Raw genomic sequence first — 25,203 nt, 5'->3', positions numbered from 1 at the left:
TGCGAGCAAGGCGAACGATCGAAACGTGATTACGCGGCGCCAAAAAACGGCTTGCCGAGCGATGCGGGCGCGTTCAGGCGAATGGTGTTCGGGTTGCGCGAAATCAGCACCAGCACCACCACGGTCGCCACGTACGGCAGCATGGCGAGGAACTGCGTCGGCACCGGCACGCCAATTGCCTGCGCGTAAAACTGCGCGCCCGTCACCGCGCCGAACAGCAGCGCGCCGATCAACAGACGGCCCGGGCGCCACGTCGCGAACACCACCAGCGCCAGCGCGATCCAGCCGCGCCCCGCCGTAATCTGCTCCTGCCACAGATGCAGTTGCACGACCGAGTAGTACGCACCCGCGAGACCCGCCATCGCACCGCCAAACGCCGTCGCGCCGTAACGCACGCCGATCACCGCAAAGCCCACCGAATGCGCAACCTGCGGCGACTCGCCGACCGAACGCAGCACGAGTCCCGCGCGCGTGCGATAGAGGAACCACGCGACCACGGCGAACATCACGAACGCGAGGTAATCGACGGGCGTGAGATTGAAGAGCGCCGGACCGAGCACGGGCAGATGCGAGAGCCCCGGAATCGGCCAGGCGTTGATGGTCGCGGAGGTGGCCGCCGAGGTGTACGGCTTGCCCACATACGCCGATAAGCCCACGCCGAAGATCGTCAGAGAAAGCCCCGTCGCGACCTGATTGGCGAGCATCGTGAGCACGAGAAAGCCGAACAGCAGCGCCATCGCCACGCCCGCCGCCATGCCCGCGGCGAGTCCCAGCCACGGATTGCCGCTGATCGTCGTGACCGCGTAACCGGTGACCGCACCCATCAGCATCATCCCCTCGACGCCCAGATTGAGCACGCCGGACTTTTCCGTGACGAGTTCGCCCACGCCCGCGAACATCAGCGGAATGGCGGCGGTGACGGCGCTCGATGCGAGCGAGCTGGCTTGCTGGATATCCATATCGTGTTGCCTTGTTATTCGTGTGTGGATCAATGCGCGGCGGCAACGGAGGAGCGCTTGCGAACCCGGTAGTTCACGAACAGGTCCGCGCCGAGCAGGCAGAACAGCAGCAAGCCCTGGAACACGCCCGAGAGCGCCTGTGGCAATTGCAGCGAGGTCTGCACCGCTTCGCCGCCCAGATACAGCAGCGCCATCAACAGACTCGCGAGCACGATGCCGACCGGATGCAGCCGCCCGACGAACACCACGATGATCGCCGTGAAGCCGTAGCCCGGCGACCAGGTTGCCTGCAACTGGCCGATCGGCCCGGCGATTTCGCCCATGCCTGCGAGGCCCGCAAGACCGCCCGAGAGCAGCAGCGAAGTCCAGATCGTCTTCTTCTCAGAAAACCCCGCGTAACGCGCGGCGAGCGGCGCGAGGCCGCCCACGCTCATGCGATAGCCCGCGAAGCTGCGGCGCATGAACAGCCACACCAGCGGTATCGCCGCGAGCGTGAGAAAGATCGACGCATTCAGACGCGTGCCGCGCAGCCAGTGGATGCGCCAGTCGCCGCCGAAGGTCGGGTAGAGCGCGTCGCCGCTGAACATTTCGGAGAGCGGAAAGTTCATGCCGTTGGGGTCGCGCCAGGGGCCGCTCACCAGCCAGATCAGCAATTGCGTGGCGACGTAGGTGAGCATCAGGCTCGTCAGAATTTCATTGGTGTTGAAGCGGCTCTTGAGCCACGCGGGAATCGCCGCCCACGCCATGCCGCCGAGCACGCCCGCGATCATCATCAGGAACAGGATCCACCAGCCGCTCGCCTGATCGAAGTAGATCGCCACGCCGCTCGCGGCGATGCCGCCCAGCACCATCTGCCCCTCCGCGCCGATATTCCAGACGTTGGCGCGATAGCCCGCCGCGAGGCCCAGCGCGATCAGGCATAGCGGCGATGCCTTGAGCAGCAGTTCCGACCAGCCGTTCACGCTCGATAGCGGCTCGATGAAAAACGCGTGCATGGCCTGCACGGGGTCGCGGCCCACCAGGCCGAAAATCAGGAAGCCGATCGCCAGCGTAAGCAGCGCGGCGATCAGCGGCACGGCGATGCGCACCGTACGGGACGGCGTCGTGCGCGCTTCGAGTCGGTAAGGAAAAATCATGTCGATGAGATCGTGGTCGCGATTTGTCGTTATGCGGTATGCGGTACGCGGTACGCGGCGTGGCGCGGTGTGAACTACGCGTGCGCGGCCGGTGCGGCGGGTTCCGCGGGCGGCGGAGCGCCGTTTGCCTGCGAGGCGCGATCGCCGAACAGCCCCGCCATCCAGCGGCCGATTTCCTCGGCGTTGGTTTCGCCGGTCAGGCGCGCGGGCGAGAGCCGTCCGCCTGCGAGCACGGCGATGCGGTCGCAGATATCGAACAGTTCTTCGAGTTCTTCCGAGATCACGAGAATCGCCACGCTACGCGCCGAGAGATCGAGCAACTGCTGACGGATAAACGCCGCCGCGCCCACGTCCACACCCCAGGTAGGCTGCGCGACGACGAGCACCTTCGGCGCCTGCAAAATCTCGCGCCCGACGATGTATTTCTGGAGATTGCCGCCCGAGAGACTTTGCGCGAGCGCGTCGGGGCCGCCGCAGCGCACGTCGAAAGCGCCGATGCAGCGCTCGGCGAACGCGCGCATCGCGCCGGTATTGAGCCAGCCCGAGCGCACCATGCCTTCGCGATGCGCCGTGAGCAAGGCGTTCTCCGCAAGCGACATCGCGGGCACCGCACCGCGTCCGAGACGCTCTTCCGGCACGAACGCGAAGCCCAGCCGCCTGCGCGCGCCCGCAGAAAGCTTTCCGGCGGCCTTGCCGCAGATCGTCACCGAATCCGCGGCGCCGTGCTTTCCCGCAGGCGTTTGTCGCGCCTCGCCCGAAAGTGCTGCGAGCAGTTCCGCCTGACCGTTGCCCGACACACCGGCGATCCCCAGAATCTCGCCCGCATGCACGCCGAAGCTCACATCGTCGAGCGAGGTGCCGAACGGATCGTCGCTGGGCATCGACAGATGCTTGACGTCGAGCAGCACATCGCCGGGCGTATGCGCACGGCGCTCGTATGCAGGCAATTCGCGGCCCACCATCAAGCGCGCGAGCGACGCCTGCGTTTGCTCACGCGGCGTCACGTTGCCGGTCACCTTGCCGCCGCGCAGCACCGTGGCGGTGTCGCACAGCTCCTGGATTTCGTCGAGCTTGTGGCTGATGTAGAGGATGCTGCAACCTTCCGAGGCCAGCCGCCGCAAGGTGCCGAACAATTTGCGCACGGCCTGCGGCGTGAGCACGGAAGTGGGCTCGTCCATGATCAGCAGACGCGGGTTCTGCAACAGGCAGCGCACGATTTCCACGCGCTGGCGCTCGCCCACCGTGAGGCTATGCACATGGCGCTGCGGATCGACATCGAGCCCGTATTGCCCCGACACCTCGCGGATACGCGCCGCCAGGGTCTTGAGATCGAATTTTTCGTCGAGCGAAAGCGCGATGTTCTCGCCGACCGTCAACGTTTCGAATAACGAAAAATGCTGGAACACCATGCCGATGCCGAGCTTGCGCGCTGCCGCCGGGCTTGCGATCTCCACAACCTCGCCTTCCCAGCGGATCTCGCCCGCGTCAGGGCGCACCGCGCCGTAGACGATCTTCATGAGTGTGCTCTTGCCCGCGCCGTTCTCGCCGAGCAGCGCGTGGATTTCTCCAGGCGCGACCGTGAGCGTGACGTTGTCGTTGGCGCGCACGGCCGGGTACTGCTTCGTGATGCCGGAAAGCGCGAGGCGCGGCACGCGCTGCGCTGATGAATCGCCCATGAATATTCCGCTGTAGTGCGTTATGACTAGTTCGTTGTTCGTGACTACTCTTTGCGCGTCAGTCACTTCCCGGGCCGCGCAAAGCGCCCCCATGCGGGATGACGATACCTTGCCGCCCGTGCCAGCGTCGAGCCGACAAAAATCCTCGATACACGCCGTTGTGCCTCGCGCAACAGGGACTTGTCAGGATGGCTCAGTAGAACCCTCTCTTGACGGGTTTTTTTGTACATATTAAAAAACATATATCCCTAAAGCCCCTCGATCAGCCAGAACATATAATTCGGAGATTTCATGAGCCAGCAACGCGAGGCGATCGACACGTACCTTTTGCGCGTCTTGCACACCCTCTTGATGGAGCGCAGCGTGACGCGCGCGGCCGTCAAGCTCAATCAGTCGCAACCCGCTATCAGCGCGGCGCTACGGCGTCTGCGCGACATCACCGGCGACCCGCTGCTCGTGCGCGGCAAGTCCGGCATGGTGCCGACCGAGTACGGTCTGCGCCTGCTCGAACCCGTGCAGAACGCCTTGCGCGAGATCGAGCGCATCCGTTTCCAGCAGCATAATTTCGATCCGGCGACTTCGATCCGCTGTTATCGCATCGGCTGTCCGGACTACCTGAACGTGCTGTTCGTACCCACCGTGGTCGAACGTTTCCGCCAGGCCGCCCCCAACGCCACGCTGGAGTTTCATTCGCTCGGTCCCGCGTTCGATTACGAACTCGCGCTCGAAGAAGGCAAGCTCGATATCGTGATCGGCAACTGGCCGGAACCGCCCGAGCAGTTGCACCTTTCGAATCTGTTCGTCGACCAGATCGTCTGCCTGATGAGCAATACGCACCCGTTCGCCAAGCGCGGCGGGCTCACGCTCGATCAGTACCTCAACGCGCCGCATCTTGCGCCCACGCCCTATTCGGTTGGCCAGCGCGGCGCCATCGACGTGCATCTGGCGCGCGAGCGTCTGAAGCGCCACGTGGTCGTCACGCTGCCGTACTTCAATCTGGCGCCGTATGTGCTCATCAAGTCGGATCTGGTGTTCACCACCACGCGTCTGTTCGCCGATCACTACGCGCGCTTCCTGCCGCTCACGGTCGTGCCCGCGCCGCTCGACTTTCCGCCGATGCAGTACTACCAGTTGTGGCACGAGCGCTGTCATTATTCGGATGAAGTCCGCTGGTTGCGCAGCCTCGTCGCCGAAGCCACCAGGACGCTGATCGACAAACCCTGACGTCACTTATGCATCGAAGCCGTTTTGCCGAACGGCCCAGACGCTCCTGAACGGGCGGCCCGCTTTTGCGCGCCGCCCGTCTGTTTTTGGGCTCCGTTAGCGCGCGGCCTGCGCGAGTTGCCCGGCAAGCCGGTTATGGCGCTCGATCACCGGGCCGAGATCGACCGTTTGCAGCACGCCCTCCTTCACCACTACACGCCCGTCGATCACCGACAGTGAAACCTGCGAGGGCGCACAGAACGCCAGCGCCGCGACCGGATCGTGCAGCGCGCCCGCGAACAACGGCTGGCGCAGATCGAATGCGATGAAATCCGCGGCCATGCCCGGCGCGAGTGCGCCGATATCTTCCCGGCCCAGCACCTGTGCGCCGCCCAGCGTGGCGATTTCCAGCGCTTGGCGCGCGGTCATGGCATCGGGCCCGAAGCCCACGCGCGCGAGCAGCATCGCCTGGCGCATTTCGGCCACCATCTGCGCGCCGTCGTTCGATGCGGAACCATCGACGCCAAGGCCCACCGGCACGCCTGCGAGCCGCATTTTCTTGATCGGCGCGATACCGGATGCCAGCCGCATGTTCGAGCACGGACAATGCGCCACGCCGGTGCCCGTGCGCCCGAATAGGCCGATACCGTGATCGTCGAGCTGTACGCAGTGCGCGTGCCAGACGTCGCGGCCAACCCAGCCCAGATCCTCGGCGTATTCGGCGGGCGTCATGCCGAATTTTTCACGGCTATAGGCGATGTCGTTGACGTTTTCCGCGAGGTGCGTATGCATCGACACGCCGTAATGGCGCGCCATCGTCGCGGATTCGCGCATCAAATCGCGGCTCACCGAGAACGGCGAGCACGGCGCCACCACCACGCGCAGCATCGCGTAACGGCCCTCGTCGTGATACGTCTCGATCAGGCGTTGCGTATCGGCGAGGATCGCGTCTTCGTTTTCGACCACAGAATCGGGCGGCAGGCCGCCATCCTTCTGTCCCACACTCATACTGCCGCGGGCCGCATGAAAGCGCATGCCGATGTTTTGCGCCGCGCGGATGCTGTCGTCCAGACGGCTGCCGTTCGGGTAGATATAAAGGTGATCGCTCGACGTCGTGCAGCCCGACAGCAGCAGTTCGGCCATCGCCGTGAGCGTCGACACTTCGATCATCTCGGGCGTGAGATTCGCCCAGACCTTGTAGAGATTCGTGAGCCAGCCGAACAGTTCGGCATCCTGCGCGGCGGGCACGGCGCGCGTGAGGCTCTGATACATGTGGTGATGCGTGTTGACGAGGCCTGGCGTAACAATATGACCGGTCGCGTCGATGATTTCATCGGCGGTCTGGGGCAGTTCCGCCGTCGGGCCCACCGCGACGATGCGGTTGTTCTCGACATAGATGCCGCCGCCGCGGATCTCGCGGCGCGCGCCGTCCATCGTCACCAGCATGTCGGCGTTCTTGAGCAGCAAGGTTTTCGTGCGTTCCATCGTGTCTGTTCGCTCCGTTGTCCGTGTATCGACTGTGAATATGAAGCAAACGTCCTTGCCGCCACGCCGATCCACCGGAAACCGGTGCCGACGCATCCTGGGAAGGACGCCGCTGGCCCGGTTACCCGGCGCCCAGCGCCGTCTTCGGGTTGCGCGAGCGGTGGTGTCACCGTGCCGCTGCGCGCATGACCGCAACCTTGCGCAACCAAAATTCAGCTGGCAATTCGCCTGGACGAGATACCGGAATTCAGCCTCCGCATATAAAGGTCGATTTTTGGCGCGGCCTGGATGTGATTAGGATAAGAACATGCGTGAAAACCCGAGGTTTGGAACCCCGCCAGAGCCTCGTGTAGCAAGGCGCGGCGGGCAGGCTCATGCGGCGGGGATTATCTTTCCTATCGCTCACGCGATTGCGGCCCGAACGTTCTTAAAATGCGTTCACGGCGCTCGCTTCGATCCGCCGACGGGTATGTAGCCACTGACGTGGAGCCTCGATCCGCCGCTGATGCACGCTTGTGCATCACAGGATCGAGACGCCGCCGAAACCTCGCAATGACACCAGGAAGAGACAAGGAAAACTGCGAATGGGCAAGCTGACTACCCACGTGCTCGACACCGCGAACGGCCGTCCCGGCGCGGGCATCAAGGTCGAACTCCATGCGCTCGACGGCGACGCCCGCCGCGCGCTGAAGACCGTCACGACCAACCATGACGGCCGCTGCGACGAACCGCTGCTAGAAGGCGCGGCGCTCACCCCGGGCGAATACGAACTCGTGTTCCATGCCGGCGATTACTTCGCTTCGATCGGTACGAAAGTGCCGGAACCGCGCTTCGTCGATCGCGTCGTGCTGCGCTTTGGCGTGGCCGATGCCGGTGCGCACTATCACGTGCCGCTGCTGGTCTCGCCCTGGTCGTACAGCACGTATCGCGGTAGCTGAGACGGTTGCTGAGGCGGTTGCTGACGCGGTCGCTGATTTAGTAACCGGCTGGCGCGATTCACACTGCTCACGACGCACTACAGACAACAACATAACCAGGAAAGAGACTGGCGGCGCACCGGGTTCGATCCCGGACGTGTCCCCGCCTGGCGGCGCTGCATTCTTGCCGCCCCCGCAGTCCCGCGCGAGACGCCCCCGCTGTCCGCGCGCAACGAATCAGGAGTGGAGGAGTTTCATGGAAGGCTTTATTACTGACTGGCTGAACCTCGCATTGCGCTGGTTCCACGTCATCGCAGCGATCGCCTGGATCGGCGAATCGTTCTACTTCGTCGCGCTCGACAACAGCCTCAAGCCGCCGGTGGATCCCAACCAGAAGCGCCGCGGCGTGTTCGGCGAGCTGTGGCACGTGCACGGCGGCGGTTTCTACAACATGCAGAAGTACACCGTCGCGCCGCCCGAAATGCCGGACGATCTGCACTGGTCGAAGTGGCCGTCGTACACGACGTGGCTCTCGGGCGCGTCGCTGTTCACGGTGCTCTATCTGTTCGCGCCGAACACGTATCTGATCGACAAGAACGTGCTCGACATGGGCCCGGTGGTCGCCGTTGCTGCGGCGCTGGGCTTTCTGGCCGCGGGCTGGATCGTCTATGACTCGCTGTGCCGCCTGCTGGGCACCCGGGACAAGCTGCTGGGCCTGTGCGTGGGCATCTATGTGGTGATCGCCGCTTACCTCGCCTGCCACATCTTCTCGGGCCGCGCCGCGTATCTCATCATGGGCGCGATGCTGGCGACGATCATGTCGGCGAACGTGTTCTTCGTGATCATTCCGGGCCAGCGCAAGATGGTCAACGCGATGCTCAAGGGCGAAGTGCCCAACCCGATCTACGGCAAGCGCGGCAAGCAACGTTCGGTGCACAACACGTATTTCACTCTGCCGGTGGTGTTCGCGATGCTGTCGAACCACTACGCGATGACCTACGCGCACGAATACAACTGGGCCGTGCTCGTCGTCATCATGCTGGCCGGCGCGCTGATCCGTCAGTTCTTCGTGATGCGTCACCGTGGTCAACAGCTCTGGTATCTGCCGATCGGCGGCGTGGCGCTGATGTTCGTCGCGCTGGTCTGGACGCTGCCGCGCCCGGTGGTGCCGCAGGCCGAAGCCGCCAACGCCCCGACCATCAAGATCGGCGATATCCAGCCGATCCTTCAGCAGCGTTGCGCGGGTTGTCACTCGGCCCACCCGACGATGATGGGCGCAGCTCCGGCTGGCGTGATGTTCGATACGCCCGATGAAATCTCGCAGAATGCGCAGCGTCTGTATCAACAGGCGGTGACGCTCAAGGCGATGCCGCTGGGCAACGTCACGCATATGACGGATGACGAGCGGATGAAGATTGCCGCCTGGTTCCAGGGTGGCGCGAAGTAAGCGTTATGTTGTTGTAGGTGATAGGAAGACGCAGAGGCCCGAAGCGTGTTGAGCGCTTCGGGCTTTTTTGTTTTTGGCGAGTCGTGCTTGATGGTGCGATCGAGCTCGCGAATCGCAGTCGCTACACGTGACGCGATGCGCGCTGTCGGCCGATGGCAGACTGACAGCTCTGTGTCTGCCCTTCTTGCCCACAGGAAGCCTTTAGCCTTTCGCATATCTCATCGTAGCCGCGAAACCGCGCACAGAGCCGCTATTGATGCGGACGATGCTCCAGCACCTGTGCAGCCGACGCAGCCACTATCGATGCGCTGCCGGTGCCCATGACGCTCCTGGCGCTGACCGCAACCGAGCGCCTACGCCAACGCAGAATCTGCGTCATCAGCACGACGATATATTGGCAAATGCACCGTTGCTGGAATGCCTTCGCGGCCCTATCACAAACTTCCGTGCGCGTTCGCCTCTTCGGCAACCTCGCCGCGCGGTTCAGCGCGCCGATCTCTGCTTCACAAACGCCAGCAGCAAAGCAAAAAGCCACGGCGCGAGCCGTGGCTTTTCATTTACAGCATGTGGAAGGGCTTCAACCCTGCGCTTCGCGCATTGCCTCTTCAGTCAGCCAGAGCGACTCCGGCAGATCCTGTTCGTTGAGGTTCAGCCCCTCGCCACCGCGATCGACGACGATGAAGTCGCTCACCTCGCCAAGCGCGATCAGCGGATGGTGCCACACACCCTTCGCATAGTTCACGCCCTGCCAGCCGCTCGACACGAACGCGCGAATCTTCGCCACGTCCAGATCGCCGGCCGGCGCCACCACAACGAGATACGGCTTGTCGTTGAGCGGCACGAAGGCCTGGCTGCCGAGCGGATGACGTTCGAGCATCTTCACCTCGAACGGCAGCATGCGCGGCTGGCCGCGAAAGAGATTGACGAGCGTGCGCCCGCCCTCTTCCGTGACGTCCACGTTCGCGAGATCGTGATAGCGGATCGTCGTGCCCAGGTTGATCGGAATCTGCTTCGCGCCTTCGAGTTCGATCACGTCGCCAAACGGCGCGAACGCCTCGCGCGTGAGCGATTCGATGGTCAGCGTGGTGCGGGTATCGCTCATGATGGTCTCGATGCCGCCGCTCAAGCGAGCGTGCCCCACAGACGAATGCGCGACACGCCGCCGTCCGGGAAGATGTTGAAGCGCACGTGCGTGACCGGGCCGAGCGATGCGATCTCGCTCTCGTAGTAGTGCTGCTTGTCCATCTGGAGCTTTTGTTCGCCCAGCAGCACCGGCCAGAACATCGCCTGCGTCACCAGCGAGCTGTCCGTGCCGCCCACCACGCGGGCAGCCTGGAACGAGCAGCGGTCCGGATAGTTGCCCTTGAAGTGCGCCGTATCGACTTCGATCTTCTTGATGATGCCCGGCTGCGCCAGCGCGATGATCGCCCAGTCGTTGCCCGGTTCGCGGCGGCGGCGCGTTTCCCAGCCGTCGCCCATGTTCACGCCGCGGCCCGGCATCAGCAGCGTCGAAGCCACACCGAAGTGCTGGTTGTTCGCGCCGACGAGATATGCGCCGTTCTCCATCGCGGCGAGGTCGAACAGTTCCGTGCGGCTTGCGCCTTGCCAGTCGACTTGCGGCTGACCGTAGACGCGCAGGCGCGCGATGCCGCCGTCCGGATAAATATTCACGCGCAGATGCGTGAAGGGCTTCTCGCTCGTCACTTCTACATAGTGGTGGCTGTTGCCGTTGAGCGAGGTCGACGGAACGATTTCGGTCCACTGCGTCGAAGCGTTCGGCGCGCCGTCCACCACGTACGCGCCTTCCACCGAAGCCGCCGGCGGGAAGTTGCCCGTGAAGTGGCTCGTATCGAGATCGAGGCCCTTGATGACGCCCGGACGCGCGAGCTTCACGACACACCAGTCGTAGCCGTTGCTACGCTTGCGGCGCGTTTCCCAGCCGTCCATCCACTTGCCGTGGTCGTCGTACTTGCCCGGGATAAAGACAGCCGGCTCCGGATTGAGCATGCGCTCCTTCGGCGCGAAGAAGTCGTCGCTCGCCTCAAGCGCCTGCGCCCCTAGCCGCGGGTCCGCGAGATTGACGAAGCGGCGCGTGAAGTCAGGTGCGTTGGGGTCGAGAGTCGGGAGTGCCATCTTTGTCTTCCTTCGTGTCTTTTCTATGGTTAAAACGGCGCTGCGCATGCATGCTGCTCAATGCCGGAGCGCATCGCCACGTCACGCGTCGATCAGTTCTTCCAGCCTGAAGCGCGCGATACGGTAAATCTGGTCGAGGCTCGCGCGCAATTCGTCGGCGCGATTATTGTTCACGCGCGATTCGAAATTCGCGATGATGCCGTGGCGGTCATAGCCGCGCACCGCGAGAATGAACGGAAAGCCGAACTTCTCGCGATAGGCGCGATTGAGCGCCTGGAGTTTGTCGAATTCTTCCTGCGTGCACTGGTTCAGGCCCGCACCGCTTTGCTCGCGCGTCGACTCCACCGTGAGTTCGCCGCGCACCGCCGCCTTGCCTGCAAGCTCCGGGTGGGCGTTGATGAGCGCGAGCTTCTGCGTCTCGCCCGAACGTTCAACGACGCCCGACATCGTTGCATGTAGCGCGTCGATGCTTGCGTAGGGCCGCTGTTGCGCCGCCGCCTCGGCGACCCAGGGTGAGTGTTCGAAGATGCCCGAGAGCGCCGCCACGAAGGCGTCGGTCGATGCCGTATTCAGCTGTTCGAGGGTGTAGTGCATTGCCTTCATGCGGCGGCCCCGCGGTGGTCGTTTTGTTGCGGTTGATAGGGATGGTGCTCGCGCCAGTGACGCGCGATATCGACACGGCGCGTCACCCAGACGCGGTCGTGCTTTTCGATGTGATCGAGGAAACGCTGCAGCGCGCGCATGCGGCCTGGCCGGCCGAGCAGGCGGCAATGCATGCCGATCGAGAGCATCTTGGGCGCTTCGTCGCCTTCTTCGTAGAGCACGTCGAACGCGTCGCGCAGATAGGTGAAGAAGTGGTCCGCCGTGTTGAAGCCTTGCGGCGTGGCGAAGCGCATATCGTTGGTGTCGAGCGTGTACGGCACGATCAGTTGCGGGACTGTCTTGCCGCCCGTCACTTCGACGTCCATCCAGAACGGCAGGTCGTCGCCGTAGTAATCGGAGTCATACAGGAAGCCGCCGTATTCAGCCACCAGACGATGCGTATTGGGGCTGTCCCGGCCCGTGTACCAGCCCAGCGGCCGCTGGCCCGTCACGCGCTCGATCGCTTCCATGCCGAGCTTCATATGCTCCAGTTCGCGCTCGGGCGTGGCATCCTGATAGTGAATCCAGCGATAGCCGTGGCAGGCAATCTCGTGACCCAGTTCGACGAACGCACGGCCCAGATCCGGATGGCGCTCGATCGCCATGCCCACGCCAAAGACCGTGAGCGGCAGACCGCGCTTTTCGAACTCGCGCAGGATGCGCCATACGCCGGCGCGCGAGCCGTATTCGTAGATCGACTCCATGCTCATGTGACGCGCCGGATAGGCCGCGGCGCCGACGATCTCGGAGAGGAACTGCTCGGAGGCCGGATCGCCGTGCAGCACGCAGTTTTCGCCGCCCTCTTCGTAATTGAGTACGAATTGCACCGCTACGCGCGCCTGGCCTGGCCAGTTGGCCTGCACCGGATGGCGGCCGTAGCCGATCAGATCGCGGGGATAATGGGGATCGAGTGGCATGCTGTCGAATCTGTCGAAGGATGATGACGAAGCGAAACTACGCGAAACTGCGCGGAACTACGCAAAACTGGGAAAAGCTACTCGAAGCGAATTGCCTTCGCCGCGTTAAAACCTTGCGCCACAAGGATTTGCAGGAATACGGACAGTCTGCTTCGAGGACCGGCCCAGTGTAGCGAAATCGTTCGGGCGCGCCCATACGCAAGGACGGATAGTACGGGTCAAGCGAGGTGTATGTGCCGGGCGCGCGGTGGCCCGGCATCGTCTGCCTGGTTTGCGTGCTTACACGCGTTTACCCGCGCTTACCCGCGCTTACCCATAGCGCAGCGGCCGCACGGGCGGCGGCGTCTCGGTCACGCTTGCCGTGCTGGACGGGCTGAAATGGGCGAATTCGCCGTCGTAGCGCTTCGCCAGCGGCCGCGCGAAGTCGCCTCGCTTGGCCGTCATCAGCCGCAGTGCGACCAGCGCCTCGACCCATTTCACCGCGGCGGTCACGCCGTCCACCACCGGCACGCTTAACGCATCCTCTACCTGCGCGCACAGGCTCGTCATACCCGCGCAGCCGAGCACGATGGCGTCCGCGCCATCCTCGTCCAGCGCACGGCGGCATTCCTCGACAATCGCACGGCGCGCCGCCGATCCGGGCTCGTCGAGTTCGAGCACCGCCACGTCGATCGCCCGCACGTTGCGGCAGAAGCGCGTCATGCCATAGCGCTCCGCCAGGTGCCACGCCATCGCCCTGGTGCGCGAGAGCGTGGTGACGACCGAGAAGCCCGGCGCAAGCACGCTCGCTGCGTGCATGGCCGCCTCGGCGATGCCGATCACCGGTCCGCGGGCAAGTTCGCGCGCGGCATAGAGACCGGGGTCGCCAAAGCAGGCGATCACATAGCCGTCAAAACCCTCGCGCTCGCCCGCTTCCACCTCGGCGAGCAGACCGGGCGTGGCGAGCGCCTCGTCGTAATAGCCTTCGATCGAGGGCGGTCCCATCGTCGGGCTCACCGCCACCACTTCCGTGCCCGAAGCGACGACGGCGCGCGCGCACTGCCCCATCGCCGCTGTCATACGTTGGGTGGTGTTCGGGTTGATCAATTTGATACGCATGGCCTTTCCTTAGCTCGTTGCTTGCTCGTGTGCGGTCGTTCAGACTTGCGCGCGGGCACGTTCGCCCATCGTCAAGACGCGATAGAACAACGCACCCAGCGCCGCGCCGATGAACCACGAGAAGTTCGCCGCATTGCCCAGCGCCGGCACCATCACACAGAGAATCGCGATTACCGCAGCGGGCAGCAGCGCCAGCACCGCACGCCAGTTCACGCCATTGCTGTACCAGTACGCGCCCTTCGGCGACACCGTATAAAGATCGTCCACCGCAAGACGGCCGCGCTTCACGAGGTAGAAATCAACGATCAGGACACCATACAAAGGGCCGATGAAGGCGCCGAGCACATCCAGCGTGTAGTGAATCACAGCCGGATTGTTGAAGAGGTTCCACGGCGTGATGAAGATCGACGCCACGGCGGCGAGCATGCCGCCCGCACGCCAGCTGATCAGACGCGGCGCGACGTTGGAAAAATCGAACGCCGGCGACACGAAGTTAGCGACGATATTGATGCCGATGGTCGCAATCGTGAAGGTCAGCGCACCCAGAATCACCGCGGTCGGATGATCGATACGGCTCACGGTTTCCACCGGATCAGTAATCAGTTGTCCGAACACAGGGAGCGTGGCCGAGGTCGTGATCACCGTGACCAGCGAGAACGCGAGGAAGTTGACCGGCAAGCCCCAGAGGTTGCCGCGATGCACGCTGCGCAACGTTTTACCGTAGCGCGAGAAGTCGCCGAAATTGAGCATCGGGCCCGAGAAATACGACACCACCAGCGAAATCGCCGTAATCATCACCGGGATCACTTGCGTGCCGTGATACTTCACGCCGCCGAGATTGAGGCCAATGTCTTGCCAACCCGCGCGATACACCATGTAACCGGCAAGCGCAAACATCACCACATACACGGCCGGACCCGCGAAGTCGATGAACTTCTTGATGGTCTCCATCCCGTTCCAGAACACGAAGGCCTGCAGCACCCACAGCGTCATGAAACCGGCCCAGCCCACGGTCGACAGACCCAGCATGCCGTGTTTGTGCACGTCGGCGTAAGGCATTAATTGCGGGAAGAACTTGAGCACGACGATCACCAGCGCGCTCGACGCAAGGAAAGTTTGAATGCCGTACCACGCCACCGCGATCAGACCGCGAATCACGGCGGGCACATTCGCGCCGAGCACGCCAAAAGTGCCGCGACACGCTACCGGATACGGCACGCCGTGGCGCTGGCTGGGGCGCGCGATCAGATTGCACAGCACGTTGACGATCGAAATGCCGACGATCAGCGCCACCAGTACCTGCCAGCTAGTCAGGCCCAGCGCGAACAGGCTGCCCGCGAATACATAGCCGCCGACGCTATGCACGTCCGACATCCAGAAGGCGAAGATGTTGTAAGCGCCCCAGGTCTGTTCCTTGAGAGGCGCGAGGTCGTGGTTATAGAGGCGTTCGCTGTAGCCGGCGGGCATTCGCATGCCGTCGCCGGGTTCGTTGCCTGAGCCTGAGTCGAAGGTGGGCACTGCTGGACTGCCATGTGACGCGCTGAACTGAGCCATGATCCGCTCCCTGGGATGGATACGCCGACGAAAGAAAGACGCCTGAACGCCTCGAAACGCACGCCGCGCCGCACGATGGCAGCTGCCGCGATATCTGCGCGGATAGCATCGCGCGCACACTGCGACGGTCGCCGATGGGGCGCCCTGCTCGCCGTACTGCTGCTATCCCGATTCCTTCCCCGTTTGAAGCGCTTCAGATGCCGCGCTTCGCATTAGTCAGTTGTCCTGCAGTTCCGTCTGGCGGGAACGTCAACGTTCCCACGGCCACGCCTCAGCGCATTGCTGGCGCCGCGTCGCGCATGCCAAAAACATCCTGTAGATCCACCGACGCGCCGGTCGGCCGATCGAGCATCCTGAGCTCCACGCCTTGCAGGTGGCGCACCATCAGCGCGGCAGCTTCCTGCGTCTGCCCGGCTTCCAGCGCGACGAGAATCGCTTCGTGATCGTCGAACGAGCACGGGCTTCGTCCGGGCGATTCATAGAGCGCGGAAATCAGCGTCGAACGCGCGACCAGCCCATTGAGGCAATCGCACAACACGGTGTTGCCCGTCAGCGCGGCCAGTTCGGTATGAAACTCGCCCGACAGGCGGATCCACGCGGGGAAATCGCGGCCCTCGAAGGCCTTGCGCTCGCGGCGAATCGTTTCGCCGATGCTCTTGAGTCGCCGCGTGCCGTGCTGCGCGCTGCACACGCGTTCCACGACCGCCAGTTCGATGATGCGGCGCATCTCGAACACTTCATGCACCTCCTGGAGCGACGGACTCGCGACGAACGCGCCCCGATTCGGCTCCAGATCCACAAGGTGATCCGTGGCAAGCAGCGCGAGCGCCTGGCGGATCGGTCCGCGCTTGACACCGAAGACTTCGCACAACTGCGCTTCCGTGAGCTTCGCGCCAGGCGGCAGACGATGCTCAAGGATCGCAGCGCGGATGCGCGCGGCAATCGCTTCGGGCTTCGTGCCGGTCGCGTCGGCTTCGGTTTCAGCGGTTTGCACGTCTTTGGCCATGTCTGTCACCTTGATGTTGGCTATGCTAGTTTGGACATAAAGATTGTCAACAATTTTATCGGCGAACCTGGTGAATATGCCTGGCCTGACCGGTCAGACAGATGCATTCTTCCGGTGAAAAGAGCGTCAATATTGGGAATAGCGCACTTCGATGGGGCTTGCACGCCCTCGGATCGCCCATTTTTTGTCAACAATCTGGCGCGATAGCGTTTCCGGAATATCGTCCTGAAACGAATTTACTTGGCGGTTAGTTGCATATAAATGATTGAAAACAGCGCCCGGAGGCGCTGACACAATGCGCGCAACCAACTGAGCGCAATCAACCCAGATGCGGGTAGCCTCTCACGTTAAGCTCGAACCCGTGCGCATTGGCGCTCAATTGCGCATCGCCGCCAAACGGCAGCGTCACCATATCGGCGATATGGCCGAACGGCAGGCCTGTGATGACCGGGATGCCCGCCAGCGCACGCACCTGCTCCACCACCGCATGCAGGTCGTAGCCGTTGTCGTAGTCGAAGGGCTTGCCGCCCGAAAAATCACCGAGCACCAGCGCCTTCTGGCGTGCGAGGATCCCCGAGAGATGCAGCTGATACAGCATCCGCTCGACGCGGAACGGCTGTTCGTTGACGTCTTCCACAAACAGAATGCCGCCCTCCGCCGGCGGCATGTACGGCGTGCCGATCAGCGACGTCAGCACGGCCAGATTGCCGCCCCAGAGCATCCCCGAAACATCGGCGTGCTGCGCCTGCGCCGCCTTCACCTTGAGCGTGAATTCCGGCTGCGTGAGCGCCTGCCAGAAGTGCTGCATCGTGAAACTGCTCAGCTCCGGCGCGCCGAAATCGCTCAACAGCATCGGGCCGCCGAAGGTCGTCAATCCCGCGCGCGCGTAGAGCGCGAGCTGGATCGCCGTGAAGTCGCTGTGGCCGACTAAAGCGACAGGCTGACCCGCAAGACGCCTCTGCAGCCCGTCGTAATCGAGTCCATGCAGAATGCGCACCGCGCCGTAGCCGCCGCGAACCGCCAGCGCGATATCGGGCAAGGCGCGCGAGGGATCGGCGAGACGGTTCAGCTCGGCGGCGCGCTGACCGTCGGTGCCTGCGAAGCGCTGAAAGCGGCGCTCGGTCGCCTCGATATTCTCGACGCGATGACCCTGCGCGCGCAGCCGCGCGATGCCGCGATGGACGGCTTCCGGATCGTGGGGACAGCCTGACGGAGCAATCAGTTCGATGGTGCGATGGGTGGCCATGTTCGACTAGTTCGAATTCCACCAGGGCGCCATCTGGCTGCGGCGGCGCGACGTGGCGGTGTGAGTCAGGTTGGGTCGGCGCCGCCAGCATCGGCGGCGGCGCGGCGTGCTTCGCGGCTGGCGCGGCGGCGCTCGGCGAAAAACGCGCGCAGCGCATCGCCGCATTCGCTCTCCAGCACCCCACCCTGCACGCTCGTGTGGTGATTGAGCTGGCCGTTCGAGAAGGCATCGACGACACTGCCGCACGCGCCCGTCTTCGGGTCGCGCGCGCCGTAGACAACGCGCGAGATGCGCGCGTGCATGATTGCGCCCGCGCACATCAGGCACGGTTCCAGGGTCACATAAAGTTCGCAGCCGGGCAAGCGGTAGTTACCCAGTGCGGCGCCGGCCGCGCGCAGCGCCGCCATTTCGGCGTGTGCGGAGGGGTCGTGCGCGCCAATCGGATGGTTGAAACCCGTCGCGATGACTTCGTCGCCACGTACCAGCACCGCGCCGACGGGCACCTCGCCGGCTGCGCGCGCTTCGCCGGCGGCGGCCTGCGCGAGGCGCATGAAATGGCGGTCGCGTTCGGTGATGGGATCGGGTTCGGATACAGAAGACAATTCAGCGCTATCCGCCAGCGGCGCATGCGCCTGGGAGGTCGTGTCGTGCTCGTCGTGTGCGGCGCGCGCTTCGCCGGATGGCGTCATGGCGCTCACACCCAAGCGGCACCCGCGGCGAAGCCCTGCGCGCTCGCGGCACGCTCGGACAGCCGTTCGGCAATACGGCGGCGATATTCCTGCGGCACCACCATTGGGCCGCCGCGCAGCGATTCGAGCGCCATATCGAGGGCGAGAAGACGCGCGCGCAGACGGCACTGCGCGGCCTTGTCGCCAACCTTGGCGAGTTCTTCTTCGAGATCGCGCAGGGCGCGAAGCTGTTCGACCGCGGGCGGCACGAAGCCGGCATTCTTCAGAATGCGGTTCGCAACACGCACTTCTTCGGGCACGAAGAGGTCGTCGTCGAGTTCCTGGGGCGCACCGGCGCCAGGCAATCCATCGAGATCGCCACGCGCAGCCGCGGCGGCAATCCGTTGTTCGACGAGGGCATCAAGCAATTTCATCAGCAATCCACTACGTTGCGGCCACGGCATTCTATCAGGGGAACACCTGGAAGACCGCGCTCGTCTGACGTGGACGACGTGGAGGTCTTACACGTTGACAGCGGCAGCAATTGATGCGAGGCGCATGCGCAATGGCGCCCTAAAACAGCCCGAAAAGCCGGATTCGTCCGATAGGCGCGCCTCGGAGGCGGGGTTAAGGAGGTCCGAATCGTTTGATTCGCCGCCAGCAGACGTCGGCAAAAGCCGAGGCGGACCTCCTTCCCTTACTTGCGCAGACAACGATGAAATCTTCTTCATTCTTCCGTTTCCCTGATCCACGACGGGCAGTTTGCGCACTGCTGCTCGCCAGTCTGATCGGACTATCCGGATGCAGCGTCTTCTGCGGCGCGGCAGGCGGCAGTGGCGGCGGCGCATCGGGCGTGTGCGGAATCGGCACGGGCATGCGCTTCTAAATGAAAACGCCCGGATAGCCGGGCGTTGTTTCATCAAGACGGTCAGACGCAGCTTAGTCCTTGAGCACCTTGCCCACGGCATCGACCACGATGCTCACGTTCCTGTCGTTCAGACCGGCCACGCACATACGGCCCGAGCGCAGGATGTACACGCCGAACTTCTCCTTGAGGCGATCGACCTGAGCCGCGCTCAACCCCGTGTACGTGAACATGCCGCGTTGCTTGATGTACCGCGACAGCGCCTCGCCGCTCACGTGCGCCTTCAGGCCCTCGTGAATCGCCACACGCATGCGCGCGATACGCTCGCACATGGCCGCCAGCTCGCTCTCCCACGATTGGCGCAGGGCGGGCGTGCCCAGCACGCGCGTGACCAGCTTTGCGCCGTGCGTCGGCGGATTGCTGTAGTTCGAGCGCACCGCACCCGTCAGCTGGCCCAGCACGCGGTCGGCCGCGGCTGCGTCTTCGCAGATCACGTGCAGACCGCCGCAACGTTCACCGTAGAGCGAGAAGTTCTTCGAGAACGAATTCGCCACCAGCGCCGGGACGCCGCGACGACCGAGTTCGCGCACCGCGAATGCATCGGCGTCCAGACCTGCGCCAAAGCCCTGATACGCCATATCGACGAACGGCAGCAGATCGCGCTTTTGCAGCACGTCGATCAGTTGCACCCACTGGGCGTCGTCCAGATCCACGCCGGTGGGGTTATGGCAGCACGCATGCAGCAGCACCACGCTCTTCGCGGGCAGCGCGTCGATCGCCGAGAGCATCGCGTCGAACTTCAGGCCACCCGTCGCTTCGTCGTAGTACGGGTAGGTGTTCACCTCGAAGCCCGCGCGCTCGAAGATGAAACGATGGTTTTCCCACGTCGGGTCGCTCACCCACACCTGGCTTTGCGGGAAATAGCGCTTGATGAAATCCGCGCCCACTTTCAGCGCGCCCGAGCCGCCGAGCGTCTGCACCGTGGCCACACGCCCTGCGCCGCGCGACGGACATTGCGCGCCGAACACCAGCGTCTGGACCGCATCGCGATACTGGGCGAAACCGGCCATCGGCAGATAGGGCTTGGCGCCCGGCTCGTTCAGAAGCGCGGCTTCCGCTTCATGAACCGCCTTCATGACCGGCAGGCGGCCTTCGTCGTCAAAATAGATGCCAATGCTCAGATTGACCTTGTTCTGCCGCGGATCTTTCTGGAAGCTCTCGTTAAGCGAGAGGATCGGGTCGCCGGGATAGGCATCGATATGTTCGAACATGGCCTTAGCTTGTCGGTTACGGGAAAGTTGCTGGAATACGGATGATAAGCGCCTGATGCGGGTTCAAGGGGCAAGGGCCCGCGGGCCCTGCTGCCCCATGCGGCTCTAGCGCGTCTGCACGCCGCCATGCAGCGCCGGGGCCGCGCCGCGCCGCCAGAAGCGATACGCGCCGGCCAGCACCAACAGCCACACCGGAATCAGCCATACGGAGATGCGCAGATCCGGAATCAGGTACATCACCACGAGGATACCCGCCAGGAACACAAGGCACAGGTAATTCGTGAACGGATAGCCCAGGCTGCGGAAGATCGTCGGCTCGTTCAGACGCGCCTTCTCGCGGCGGAACTTCAGGTGAATCAGGCTGATCATCGCCCAGTTGATGATGAGCGCCGACACCACGAGGCCCATCAGCAGTTCGAACGCCTTGCCCGGCATGAAGTAGTTTATGACCACGCAGGCCGCCGTCGCCACCGCCGTGACCGCCAGCGCCGTCAGCGGAATGCCGCGGCGATTCACCTTGAGCAGCGCCTTGGGCGCATTGCCCTGCTGCGCCAGACCGTAAAGCATGCGGCTGTTGCAATACACGCCGCTGTTGTAGACGGACAGTGCGGCGGTCAGCACGACCACGTTGAGCACGTGCGCCACGAAGTTGCTGTTCATGGCGTGGAAGATCAGCACGAACGGGCTGCCGCCGCTCACGACCTTTTCCCACGGATAAAGCGAAAGCAGTACGCCCAACGCACCGACGTAGAAAATCAGGATGCGATAGATGACCTGATTGGTGGCGCGCGGGATGGTGTGCGAGGGATCGTCGGCTTCCGCTGCGGTAATGCCCACCAGCTCCAGGCCGCCGAACGAGAACATCACCACCGCCATCGACATCACGAGGCCCGAGACTCCGTGCGGGAAGAAACCGCCGTGCGCCCACAGGTTCGAGATGCCGGCCTGCGGGCCCGCATTGCCCGAGACCAGCAGCCAGCCGCCGAAAGCGATCATGCCGACGATCGCCAGCACCTTGATGATCGCGAACCAGAACTCCAGCTCGCCGTAGGACTTCACGCTCGCCAGATTGATGCCGTTGATGACGACGAAGAAGCCGAGCGCCGATACCCACGTCGGCAGATTAGGCCACCAGTAATGCATGTAGATGCCGACTGCCGACAGCTCCGCCATGCTGACCAGCACATAGAGCACCCAGTAGTTCCAGCCGGAGAGAAAGCCTGCGAACGGGCCGAAGTATTTGTCGGCGAAATAGCTGAACGAACCGGCGACGGGCTCGTCAACCACCATCTCGCCAAGCTGCCGCATGATGAAGAACGCCACGATGCCCGCAATCGCATAACCGAGCAGCACCGAGGGGCCGGCCGTCTGGATCGTCTGCGCGATGCCGAGGAACAAACCCGTGCCGATTGCGCCGCCCAGCGCGATCAGCTGGATGTGACGATTCTTGAGCCCGCGCTTGAGATGACCGTTCTGGTCGTCGCGCTCGCCCGGGGACTTACCTGAAGTAGTGGAAACCATGTCTCTTCCTGTTTCTTTTTTATCGATGCGCCGACTGGAAAGCGGTTTGGCTATCCAGCACGGTCGCGCGAAATAATATTGCGCACGCAACTTGATGCGCTGGCGCGCTCCCAGAACCGCCGGGTGTGGCCGTCAGCCCTGTCAGGTGCGCCCAGTGTATAGGCGGCGAGGAAAAATATGATTTCATCTGATACGCAGGCAAACCCTGATTGGTACAATTTCATTTCGCATTGAACTAATTCCGAGCAAGAAAAGTGCAAACACTCGCCCTCGACCCCATCGATCTGCGTCTGCTCGCCGCGCTGCAGCAACACGGACGCGCCTCCAATCTCGAACTCGCTGAAGCCGTGAAGCTCTCGCCCGCGCAGACGCTGCGGCGTCATCGGCGGCTGGAGGAGCTAGGCGTCATCAAGCGCTATGAGACGCGCCTCGACCCGCAGGCGCTGGGCTTTGGCGTGGTCGCGTTCATTCAGGTGACGATGGAGCGCGGGCACATGCGCGAACTCGTGAAGTTCAAGGAACTCGTCGCGAAGTTGCCGCAGGTGCAGGAGTGCTATTCCGTGACCGGCGATATCGACTACGTACTGAAAGTGGTGGCACGCGATCTCAAGGCGCTATCCGAATTCCTGCTCGACACACTCATGCGCGCGCCCGGCGTCAGCAGCGTGCATTCGATTGTGTGCCTCGATGAACTCAAGGGGACGAGCGCGATGCCGTTGGAGGCGTGAGCGGAGCGCGGTGAAGCAGCTCGCTGGGGATAAGTCCAATGCGGATACGCAATTTTATCTCATTTGAGGGGCGTGGATGAGGGATGATTGCGTTTTGGACCTTGAATTGGACGGGAAATGGAACTGATTGCAGTCGCATCACGCCGATAATCCCGATGCCACAGCCCTACGATCCCTTAAAGAAAAAAGCCCGCGATCAACGCGAGCTTTTTGTCTTACTGCAACGTGCTATCAGTCGTCATGCAACGCCTGATCACTCCCACTCGATTGTCGCAGGCGGCTTGCCCGAAATGTCGTAGACCACACGGTTAATGCCGCGCACTTCATTGATGATGCGGTTCGACACATGGCCGAGCAGCTCATGCGGCAGATGCGCCCAGTGCGCCGTCATGAAGTCCAGCGTCTGCACGGCGCGCAGCGCGACGACATACTCATACGTGCGGCCATCGCCCATCACGCCCACGCTCTTCACCGGCAGGAACACCGCGAACGCCTGGCTCGTCAGTTCGTACCACGACTTGCCGGTTTCCTTGTCGATGGTGTTACGCAGCGTCTCGATGAAAATCGCGTCCGCGCGGCGCAGCAGATCCGCAAAATCGCGCTTCACTTCACCGAGGATACGCACGCCCAGACCCGGGCCCGGGAACGGATGGCGATACACCATCTCGTGCGGCAAGCCGAGCTTCACGCCCAGTTCGCGCACTTCGTCCTTGAACAGTTCGCGCAGCGGTTCGAGCAGCTTGAGGTTCAGCGTTTCCGGCAGGCCGCCCACGTTGTGGTGGCTCTTGATCGTGTGCGCGCCCTTCTTGCCCTTGCCTGCCGATTCGATCACATCCGGATAGATCGTGCCTTGCGCCAGCCACTTCGCGTCTGTCAGCTTGCCCGCTTCGGTCTGAAACACTTCGACGAATTCCGCGCCGATGATCTTGCGCTTGGCTTCCGGATCGGTCACGCCCGCCAGCTTCGACATAAACGCTTCGCTCGCGTCGACGTGAATCACCTTCACGCCGAGGTTGTCCGCGAACATCGACATGACTTGTTCCGCTTCGTTCAGACGCAGCAGACCGTGATCGACGAACACGCAGGTCAGCTGGTCGCCGATCGCGCGATGCAGCAGCGCCGCCGCCACCGACGAATCCACGCCGCCCGACAGACCCAGGATGACGTGCTCATTGCCCACCTGCTTGCGGATCGCTTCGACGGCTTCGTCGATGTAGTGACCCATTTCCCAGTCGGCCTTCGCACCGCAGATGCCCAGCACGAAGCGTTCGAGCATCGCGCGGCCCTGCACCGTATGCGTGACTTCCGGGTGCCATTGCAGGCCATAGAAGTGGCGCGCTTCGTCGGCCATGGCCGCGATCGGGCACGACTCGGTCGATGCCATCAGCTGAAAGCCGGCCGGCATTTCGATGACCTTGTCGCCGTGGCTCATCCACACCTTGAGCATGCCGTGGCCTTCGGCCGTACGGAAATCTTCGATGCCGTCGAGGAAGCTCGTATGGTTGCGCGCGCGCACTTCGGCGTAGCCGAATTCGCGCAGGTGGCCGCCGTCGACCTTGCCGCCGAGCTGTTCAGCCATCGTCTGCATGCCGTAGCAGATGCCGAGCACCGGCACGCCCAGCTCGAACACGGCTTGCGGCGCGCGCGGCGTATCGGTTTCGGTCACCGAGTTCGGGCCGCCCGAAAGGATGATGCCCTTCGGTGCGAACTCGCGGATGAACGCGTCGTCGACGTCGTACGGATGGATTTCGGAGTAGACGTTGGCTTCGCGCACACGGCGCGCGATCAGCTGGGTGACTTGCGAACCGAAGTCGAGAATCAGGATTTTGTCGTGCATGGCAGCGGACGAGACCTAAAAAAGAACGGATACAGAAAGCCGCGCACTGGCGTTCAAGCTCGCGCGCGGCGTGAATTCATCGGCGCCCTGGGCGCCTGCGCTTTAGCCCGGCAAACCGGGGGGGGGGCCGGTGCAACGCGGTTCGGGCGCAATCTGGCGGATGTCGCGTCTGACGGTTGGCGTCGACGCGCACCCCACCTCAACCTCGCAGCGGTGGCCGCTGCGCGTCGGCCGCTTCGTCACGGGCGGCCCGGCGCGCTTGCCCGGCCTGCTCCGCTCGCTCAACCGATGCTGCCTGCTGTGCCTGCACTGTCGTGTCTGGCGTCACGGCAGGCTTGACGCGCTCCACCGGCACCTCACCCGGCTCGGGACTGGTATGCGAGGCAGGCGAGAAAACCGGCTTCGAATAGACCACCGGCTCATCACGCCTGGCCTTGACGGCAAGGCGCGCTTCGCGTTCCTGCGCAGCGGCCTCGAGCGCCAGCGCCTTGTCGCGCAGCTTCACGCGACCGGCGAGACGCGCGCCGCCCAATCCAATGATGACGAGGCAGGCGGCCACCGCACCGGCCACCAGCTGACCGAATCCGGTGAGCTGCGGCTTATGCAAACCGATCAGCCAGACCAGCATCAGCACGCCGGCGATCCAGTTGACGTGTCCCGCCGTGCGACCGACCGTGGCAGTCAGCGCGCCATCGAAGGCCGCACGAAGCGCGAGCCAGGCAAACCCGGCCAGCACCACACCGAACGCCTGTCCGATGAGCGCCGGCTGCGCCTGCACCAGTTGCAACGCGTCGTAGAGCAAGGTCCAGGGCGTGAGGAGAAACAGCACGCCGAAGCCCAGCAATATCAACGCATCGACAATCAGCACTACGCGCAGCAGCGGCTTCATCGAGG

The 25,203-nt window shown here is 63.5% G+C and carries 23 protein-coding genes; 5 read left to right on the top strand and 18 right to left on the bottom strand.

All coding sequences use genetic code 11. The features are described from left to right. Window positions 1–29: 29 nt before the first annotated feature. The 3 genes from F4827_RS07105 to F4827_RS07095 all read right to left on the bottom strand — a co-directional run bounded on the left by F4827_RS07105 (window position 30) and on the right by F4827_RS07095 (window position 3,771). Window positions 30–959 carry an ABC transporter permease gene (locus tag F4827_RS07105; RefSeq protein WP_183723189.1) on the bottom strand — a complete coding sequence of 310 codons (930 nt, stop codon included), beginning with the start codon at window positions 957–959 and terminating at the stop codon, window positions 30–32. A 29-nt stretch (window positions 960–988) separates the two neighbouring features. After that, window positions 989–2,095, bottom strand: a complete 1,107-nt coding sequence (locus F4827_RS07100; protein ID WP_183723187.1) for an ABC transporter permease — start codon at window positions 2,093–2,095, stop codon at window positions 989–991. A gap of 74 nt (window positions 2,096–2,169) precedes the next feature. Beyond that, window positions 2,170–3,771 (bottom strand): ABC transporter ATP-binding protein, encoded by a 1,602-nt coding sequence (locus F4827_RS07095; protein ID WP_183723185.1) that lies wholly within the window; start codon window positions 3,769–3,771, stop codon window positions 2,170–2,172. 291 nt (window positions 3,772–4,062) lie between these two features. Here F4827_RS07095 and F4827_RS07090 point away from each other — a divergent pair, with 291 nt between their 5' ends. After that, window positions 4,063–4,995 carry a LysR substrate-binding domain-containing protein gene (locus F4827_RS07090; protein ID WP_027814783.1) on the top strand — a complete coding sequence of 311 codons (933 nt, stop codon included), beginning with the start codon at window positions 4,063–4,065 and terminating at the stop codon, window positions 4,993–4,995. A 96-nt stretch (window positions 4,996–5,091) separates the two neighbouring features. On the opposite strand, the gene F4827_RS07085 is transcribed toward F4827_RS07090, so the two are convergent. Further along, complete coding sequence (locus F4827_RS07085; protein WP_183723183.1) at window positions 5,092–6,459, bottom strand: 8-oxoguanine deaminase; 1,368 nt, start codon at window positions 6,457–6,459, stop codon at window positions 5,092–5,094. Between the two features lie 584 nt (window positions 6,460–7,043). Here F4827_RS07085 and uraH point away from each other — a divergent pair. Beyond that, window positions 7,044–7,397, top strand: a complete 354-nt coding sequence (uraH, locus tag F4827_RS07080; RefSeq protein ID WP_103703844.1) for a hydroxyisourate hydrolase — start codon at window positions 7,044–7,046, stop codon at window positions 7,395–7,397. A 235-nt stretch (window positions 7,398–7,632) separates the two neighbouring features. Further along, window positions 7,633–8,823, top strand: a complete 1,191-nt coding sequence (locus F4827_RS07075; RefSeq protein WP_183723181.1) for a urate hydroxylase PuuD — start codon at window positions 7,633–7,635, stop codon at window positions 8,821–8,823. 577 nt (window positions 8,824–9,400) lie between these two features. Here F4827_RS07075 and F4827_RS07070 read toward each other — a convergent pair. From F4827_RS07070 to F4827_RS07025, 10 genes are all read right to left on the bottom strand, one after another. After that, entirely contained in the window at window positions 9,401–9,925 is a 525-nt protein-coding gene (locus tag F4827_RS07070; RefSeq protein ID WP_183723179.1) for an ureidoglycolate lyase, read from the bottom strand. Between the two features lie 20 nt (window positions 9,926–9,945). Then, a complete protein-coding gene (alc, locus tag F4827_RS07065) occupies window positions 9,946–10,956 on the bottom strand; it encodes an allantoicase (RefSeq protein ID WP_183723177.1) in 1,011 nt (336 codons plus the stop codon). A gap of 81 nt (window positions 10,957–11,037) precedes the next feature. Next, complete coding sequence (gene uraD, locus F4827_RS07060; protein ID WP_183723174.1) at window positions 11,038–11,559, bottom strand: 2-oxo-4-hydroxy-4-carboxy-5-ureidoimidazoline decarboxylase; 522 nt, start codon at window positions 11,557–11,559, stop codon at window positions 11,038–11,040. Continuing rightward, window positions 11,556–12,515, bottom strand: coding sequence for an allantoinase PuuE (puuE, locus tag F4827_RS07055; protein ID WP_183723172.1), 960 nt, complete (start codon window positions 12,513–12,515; stop codon window positions 11,556–11,558). Before puuE ends, uraD begins: the two co-directional genes overlap by 4 nt. 309 nt (window positions 12,516–12,824) lie before the next feature. Further along, window positions 12,825–13,613: an aspartate/glutamate racemase family protein gene (locus tag F4827_RS07050; RefSeq protein WP_183723170.1), complete on the bottom strand. Its 789-nt coding sequence runs from the start codon at window positions 13,611–13,613 to the stop codon at window positions 12,825–12,827. 39 nt (window positions 13,614–13,652) lie between these two features. After that, entirely contained in the window at window positions 13,653–15,167 is a 1,515-nt protein-coding gene (locus tag F4827_RS07045) for an NCS1 family nucleobase:cation symporter-1 (protein WP_183723168.1), read from the bottom strand. A gap of 271 nt (window positions 15,168–15,438) precedes the next feature. Continuing rightward, a complete protein-coding gene (locus F4827_RS07040) occupies window positions 15,439–16,173 on the bottom strand; it encodes a GntR family transcriptional regulator (RefSeq protein WP_183723166.1) in 735 nt (244 codons plus the stop codon). Window positions 16,174–16,492: 319 nt separating this feature from the next. Then, on the bottom strand, window positions 16,493–17,419 hold the full coding sequence (gene ldcA / locus F4827_RS07035) for a muramoyltetrapeptide carboxypeptidase (RefSeq protein ID WP_183723164.1): 927 nt from the start codon (window positions 17,417–17,419) through the stop codon (window positions 16,493–16,495). Window positions 17,420–17,484: 65 nt separating this feature from the next. Continuing rightward, entirely contained in the window at window positions 17,485–18,108 is a 624-nt protein-coding gene (gene tadA, locus F4827_RS07030; protein WP_183723162.1) for a tRNA adenosine(34) deaminase TadA, read from the bottom strand. Between the two features lie 5 nt (window positions 18,109–18,113). After that, window positions 18,114–18,521 (bottom strand): DnaJ family domain-containing protein, encoded by a 408-nt coding sequence (locus tag F4827_RS07025; RefSeq protein ID WP_183723160.1) that lies wholly within the window; start codon window positions 18,519–18,521, stop codon window positions 18,114–18,116. 212 nt (window positions 18,522–18,733) lie between these two features. On the opposite strand from F4827_RS07025, the gene F4827_RS07020 reads away from it, so the two are divergent. Then, window positions 18,734–18,973 carry a hypothetical protein gene (locus tag F4827_RS07020; RefSeq protein WP_183723419.1) on the top strand — a complete coding sequence of 80 codons (240 nt, stop codon included), beginning with the start codon at window positions 18,734–18,736 and terminating at the stop codon, window positions 18,971–18,973. 53 nt (window positions 18,974–19,026) lie between these two features. Here F4827_RS07020 and F4827_RS07015 read toward each other — a convergent pair whose 3' ends face one another. Continuing rightward, window positions 19,027–20,223 carry an amino acid aminotransferase gene (locus tag F4827_RS07015; RefSeq protein WP_183723158.1) on the bottom strand — a complete coding sequence of 399 codons (1,197 nt, stop codon included), beginning with the start codon at window positions 20,221–20,223 and terminating at the stop codon, window positions 19,027–19,029. Between the two features lie 105 nt (window positions 20,224–20,328). Next, window positions 20,329–21,744 (bottom strand): amino acid permease, encoded by a 1,416-nt coding sequence (locus F4827_RS07010; protein WP_183723156.1) that lies wholly within the window; start codon window positions 21,742–21,744, stop codon window positions 20,329–20,331. A 254-nt stretch (window positions 21,745–21,998) separates the two neighbouring features. On the opposite strand from F4827_RS07010, the gene F4827_RS07005 reads away from it, so the two are divergent. After that, a complete protein-coding gene (locus F4827_RS07005; RefSeq protein ID WP_167055793.1) occupies window positions 21,999–22,472 on the top strand; it encodes an Lrp/AsnC family transcriptional regulator in 474 nt (157 codons plus the stop codon). Window positions 22,473–22,725: 253 nt separating this feature from the next. Here F4827_RS07005 and guaA read toward each other — a convergent pair whose 3' ends face one another. Together guaA and F4827_RS06995 are read right to left on the bottom strand one after the other, a co-directional pair. Beyond that, window positions 22,726–24,309, bottom strand: coding sequence for a glutamine-hydrolyzing GMP synthase (guaA, locus tag F4827_RS07000; RefSeq protein WP_183723154.1), 1,584 nt, complete (start codon window positions 24,307–24,309; stop codon window positions 22,726–22,728). Window positions 24,310–24,508: 199 nt separating this feature from the next. Next, complete coding sequence (locus F4827_RS06995) at window positions 24,509–25,198, bottom strand: hypothetical protein (protein ID WP_183723152.1); 690 nt, start codon at window positions 25,196–25,198, stop codon at window positions 24,509–24,511. Window positions 25,199–25,203: the final 5 nt, after the last annotated feature.

The sequence above is a fragment of the Paraburkholderia bannensis genome, from assembly GCF_014200455.1.
Classification (GTDB): domain Bacteria; phylum Pseudomonadota; class Gammaproteobacteria; order Burkholderiales; family Burkholderiaceae; genus Paraburkholderia; species Paraburkholderia bannensis_A.
Note: the sequence above shows the minus strand (reverse complement) of the source record. Positions and strands in the feature narration are given on the sequence as shown.

What these genes read in the sequence shown, in the direction of transcription:
- F4827_RS07105 (WP_183723189.1), bottom strand. Translation starts at nt 959, where the DNA reads ATGGATATCCAGCAAGCCAGCTCGCTCGCATCGAGCGCCGTCACCGCC.
- F4827_RS07100 (WP_183723187.1), bottom strand. Translation starts at nt 2,095, where the DNA reads ATGATTTTTCCTTACCGACTCGAAGCGCGCACGACGCCGTCCCGTACG.
- F4827_RS07095 (WP_183723185.1), bottom strand. Translation starts at nt 3,771, where the DNA reads ATGGGCGATTCATCAGCGCAGCGCGTGCCGCGCCTCGCGCTTTCCGGC.
- F4827_RS07090 (WP_027814783.1), top strand. Translation starts at nt 4,063, where the DNA reads ATGAGCCAGCAACGCGAGGCGATCGACACGTACCTTTTGCGCGTCTTG.
- F4827_RS07085 (WP_183723183.1), bottom strand. Translation starts at nt 6,459, where the DNA reads ATGGAACGCACGAAAACCTTGCTGCTCAAGAACGCCGACATGCTGGTG.
- uraH (WP_103703844.1), top strand. Translation starts at nt 7,044, where the DNA reads ATGGGCAAGCTGACTACCCACGTGCTCGACACCGCGAACGGCCGTCCC.
- F4827_RS07075 (WP_183723181.1), top strand. Translation starts at nt 7,633, where the DNA reads ATGGAAGGCTTTATTACTGACTGGCTGAACCTCGCATTGCGCTGGTTC.
- F4827_RS07070 (WP_183723179.1), bottom strand. Translation starts at nt 9,925, where the DNA reads ATGAGCGATACCCGCACCACGCTGACCATCGAATCGCTCACGCGCGAG.
- alc (WP_183723177.1), bottom strand. Translation starts at nt 10,956, where the DNA reads ATGGCACTCCCGACTCTCGACCCCAACGCACCTGACTTCACGCGCCGC.
- uraD (WP_183723174.1), bottom strand. Translation starts at nt 11,559, where the DNA reads ATGAAGGCAATGCACTACACCCTCGAACAGCTGAATACGGCATCGACC.
- puuE (WP_183723172.1), bottom strand. Translation starts at nt 12,515, where the DNA reads ATGCCACTCGATCCCCATTATCCCCGCGATCTGATCGGCTACGGCCGC.
- F4827_RS07050 (WP_183723170.1), bottom strand. Translation starts at nt 13,613, where the DNA reads ATGCGTATCAAATTGATCAACCCGAACACCACCCAACGTATGACAGCG.
- F4827_RS07045 (WP_183723168.1), bottom strand. Translation starts at nt 15,167, where the DNA reads ATGGCTCAGTTCAGCGCGTCACATGGCAGTCCAGCAGTGCCCACCTTC.
- F4827_RS07040 (WP_183723166.1), bottom strand. Translation starts at nt 16,173, where the DNA reads ATGGCCAAAGACGTGCAAACCGCTGAAACCGAAGCCGACGCGACCGGC.
- ldcA (WP_183723164.1), bottom strand. Translation starts at nt 17,419, where the DNA reads ATGGCCACCCATCGCACCATCGAACTGATTGCTCCGTCAGGCTGTCCC.
- tadA (WP_183723162.1), bottom strand. Translation starts at nt 18,108, where the DNA reads ATGACGCCATCCGGCGAAGCGCGCGCCGCACACGACGAGCACGACACG.
- F4827_RS07025 (WP_183723160.1), bottom strand. Translation starts at nt 18,521, where the DNA reads ATGAAATTGCTTGATGCCCTCGTCGAACAACGGATTGCCGCCGCGGCT.
- F4827_RS07015 (WP_183723158.1), bottom strand. Translation starts at nt 20,223, where the DNA reads ATGTTCGAACATATCGATGCCTATCCCGGCGACCCGATCCTCTCGCTT.
- F4827_RS07010 (WP_183723156.1), bottom strand. Translation starts at nt 21,744, where the DNA reads ATGGTTTCCACTACTTCAGGTAAGTCCCCGGGCGAGCGCGACGACCAG.
- guaA (WP_183723154.1), bottom strand. Translation starts at nt 24,309, where the DNA reads ATGCACGACAAAATCCTGATTCTCGACTTCGGTTCGCAAGTCACCCAG.
- F4827_RS06995 (WP_183723152.1), bottom strand. Translation starts at nt 25,198, where the DNA reads ATGAAGCCGCTGCTGCGCGTAGTGCTGATTGTCGATGCGTTGATATTG.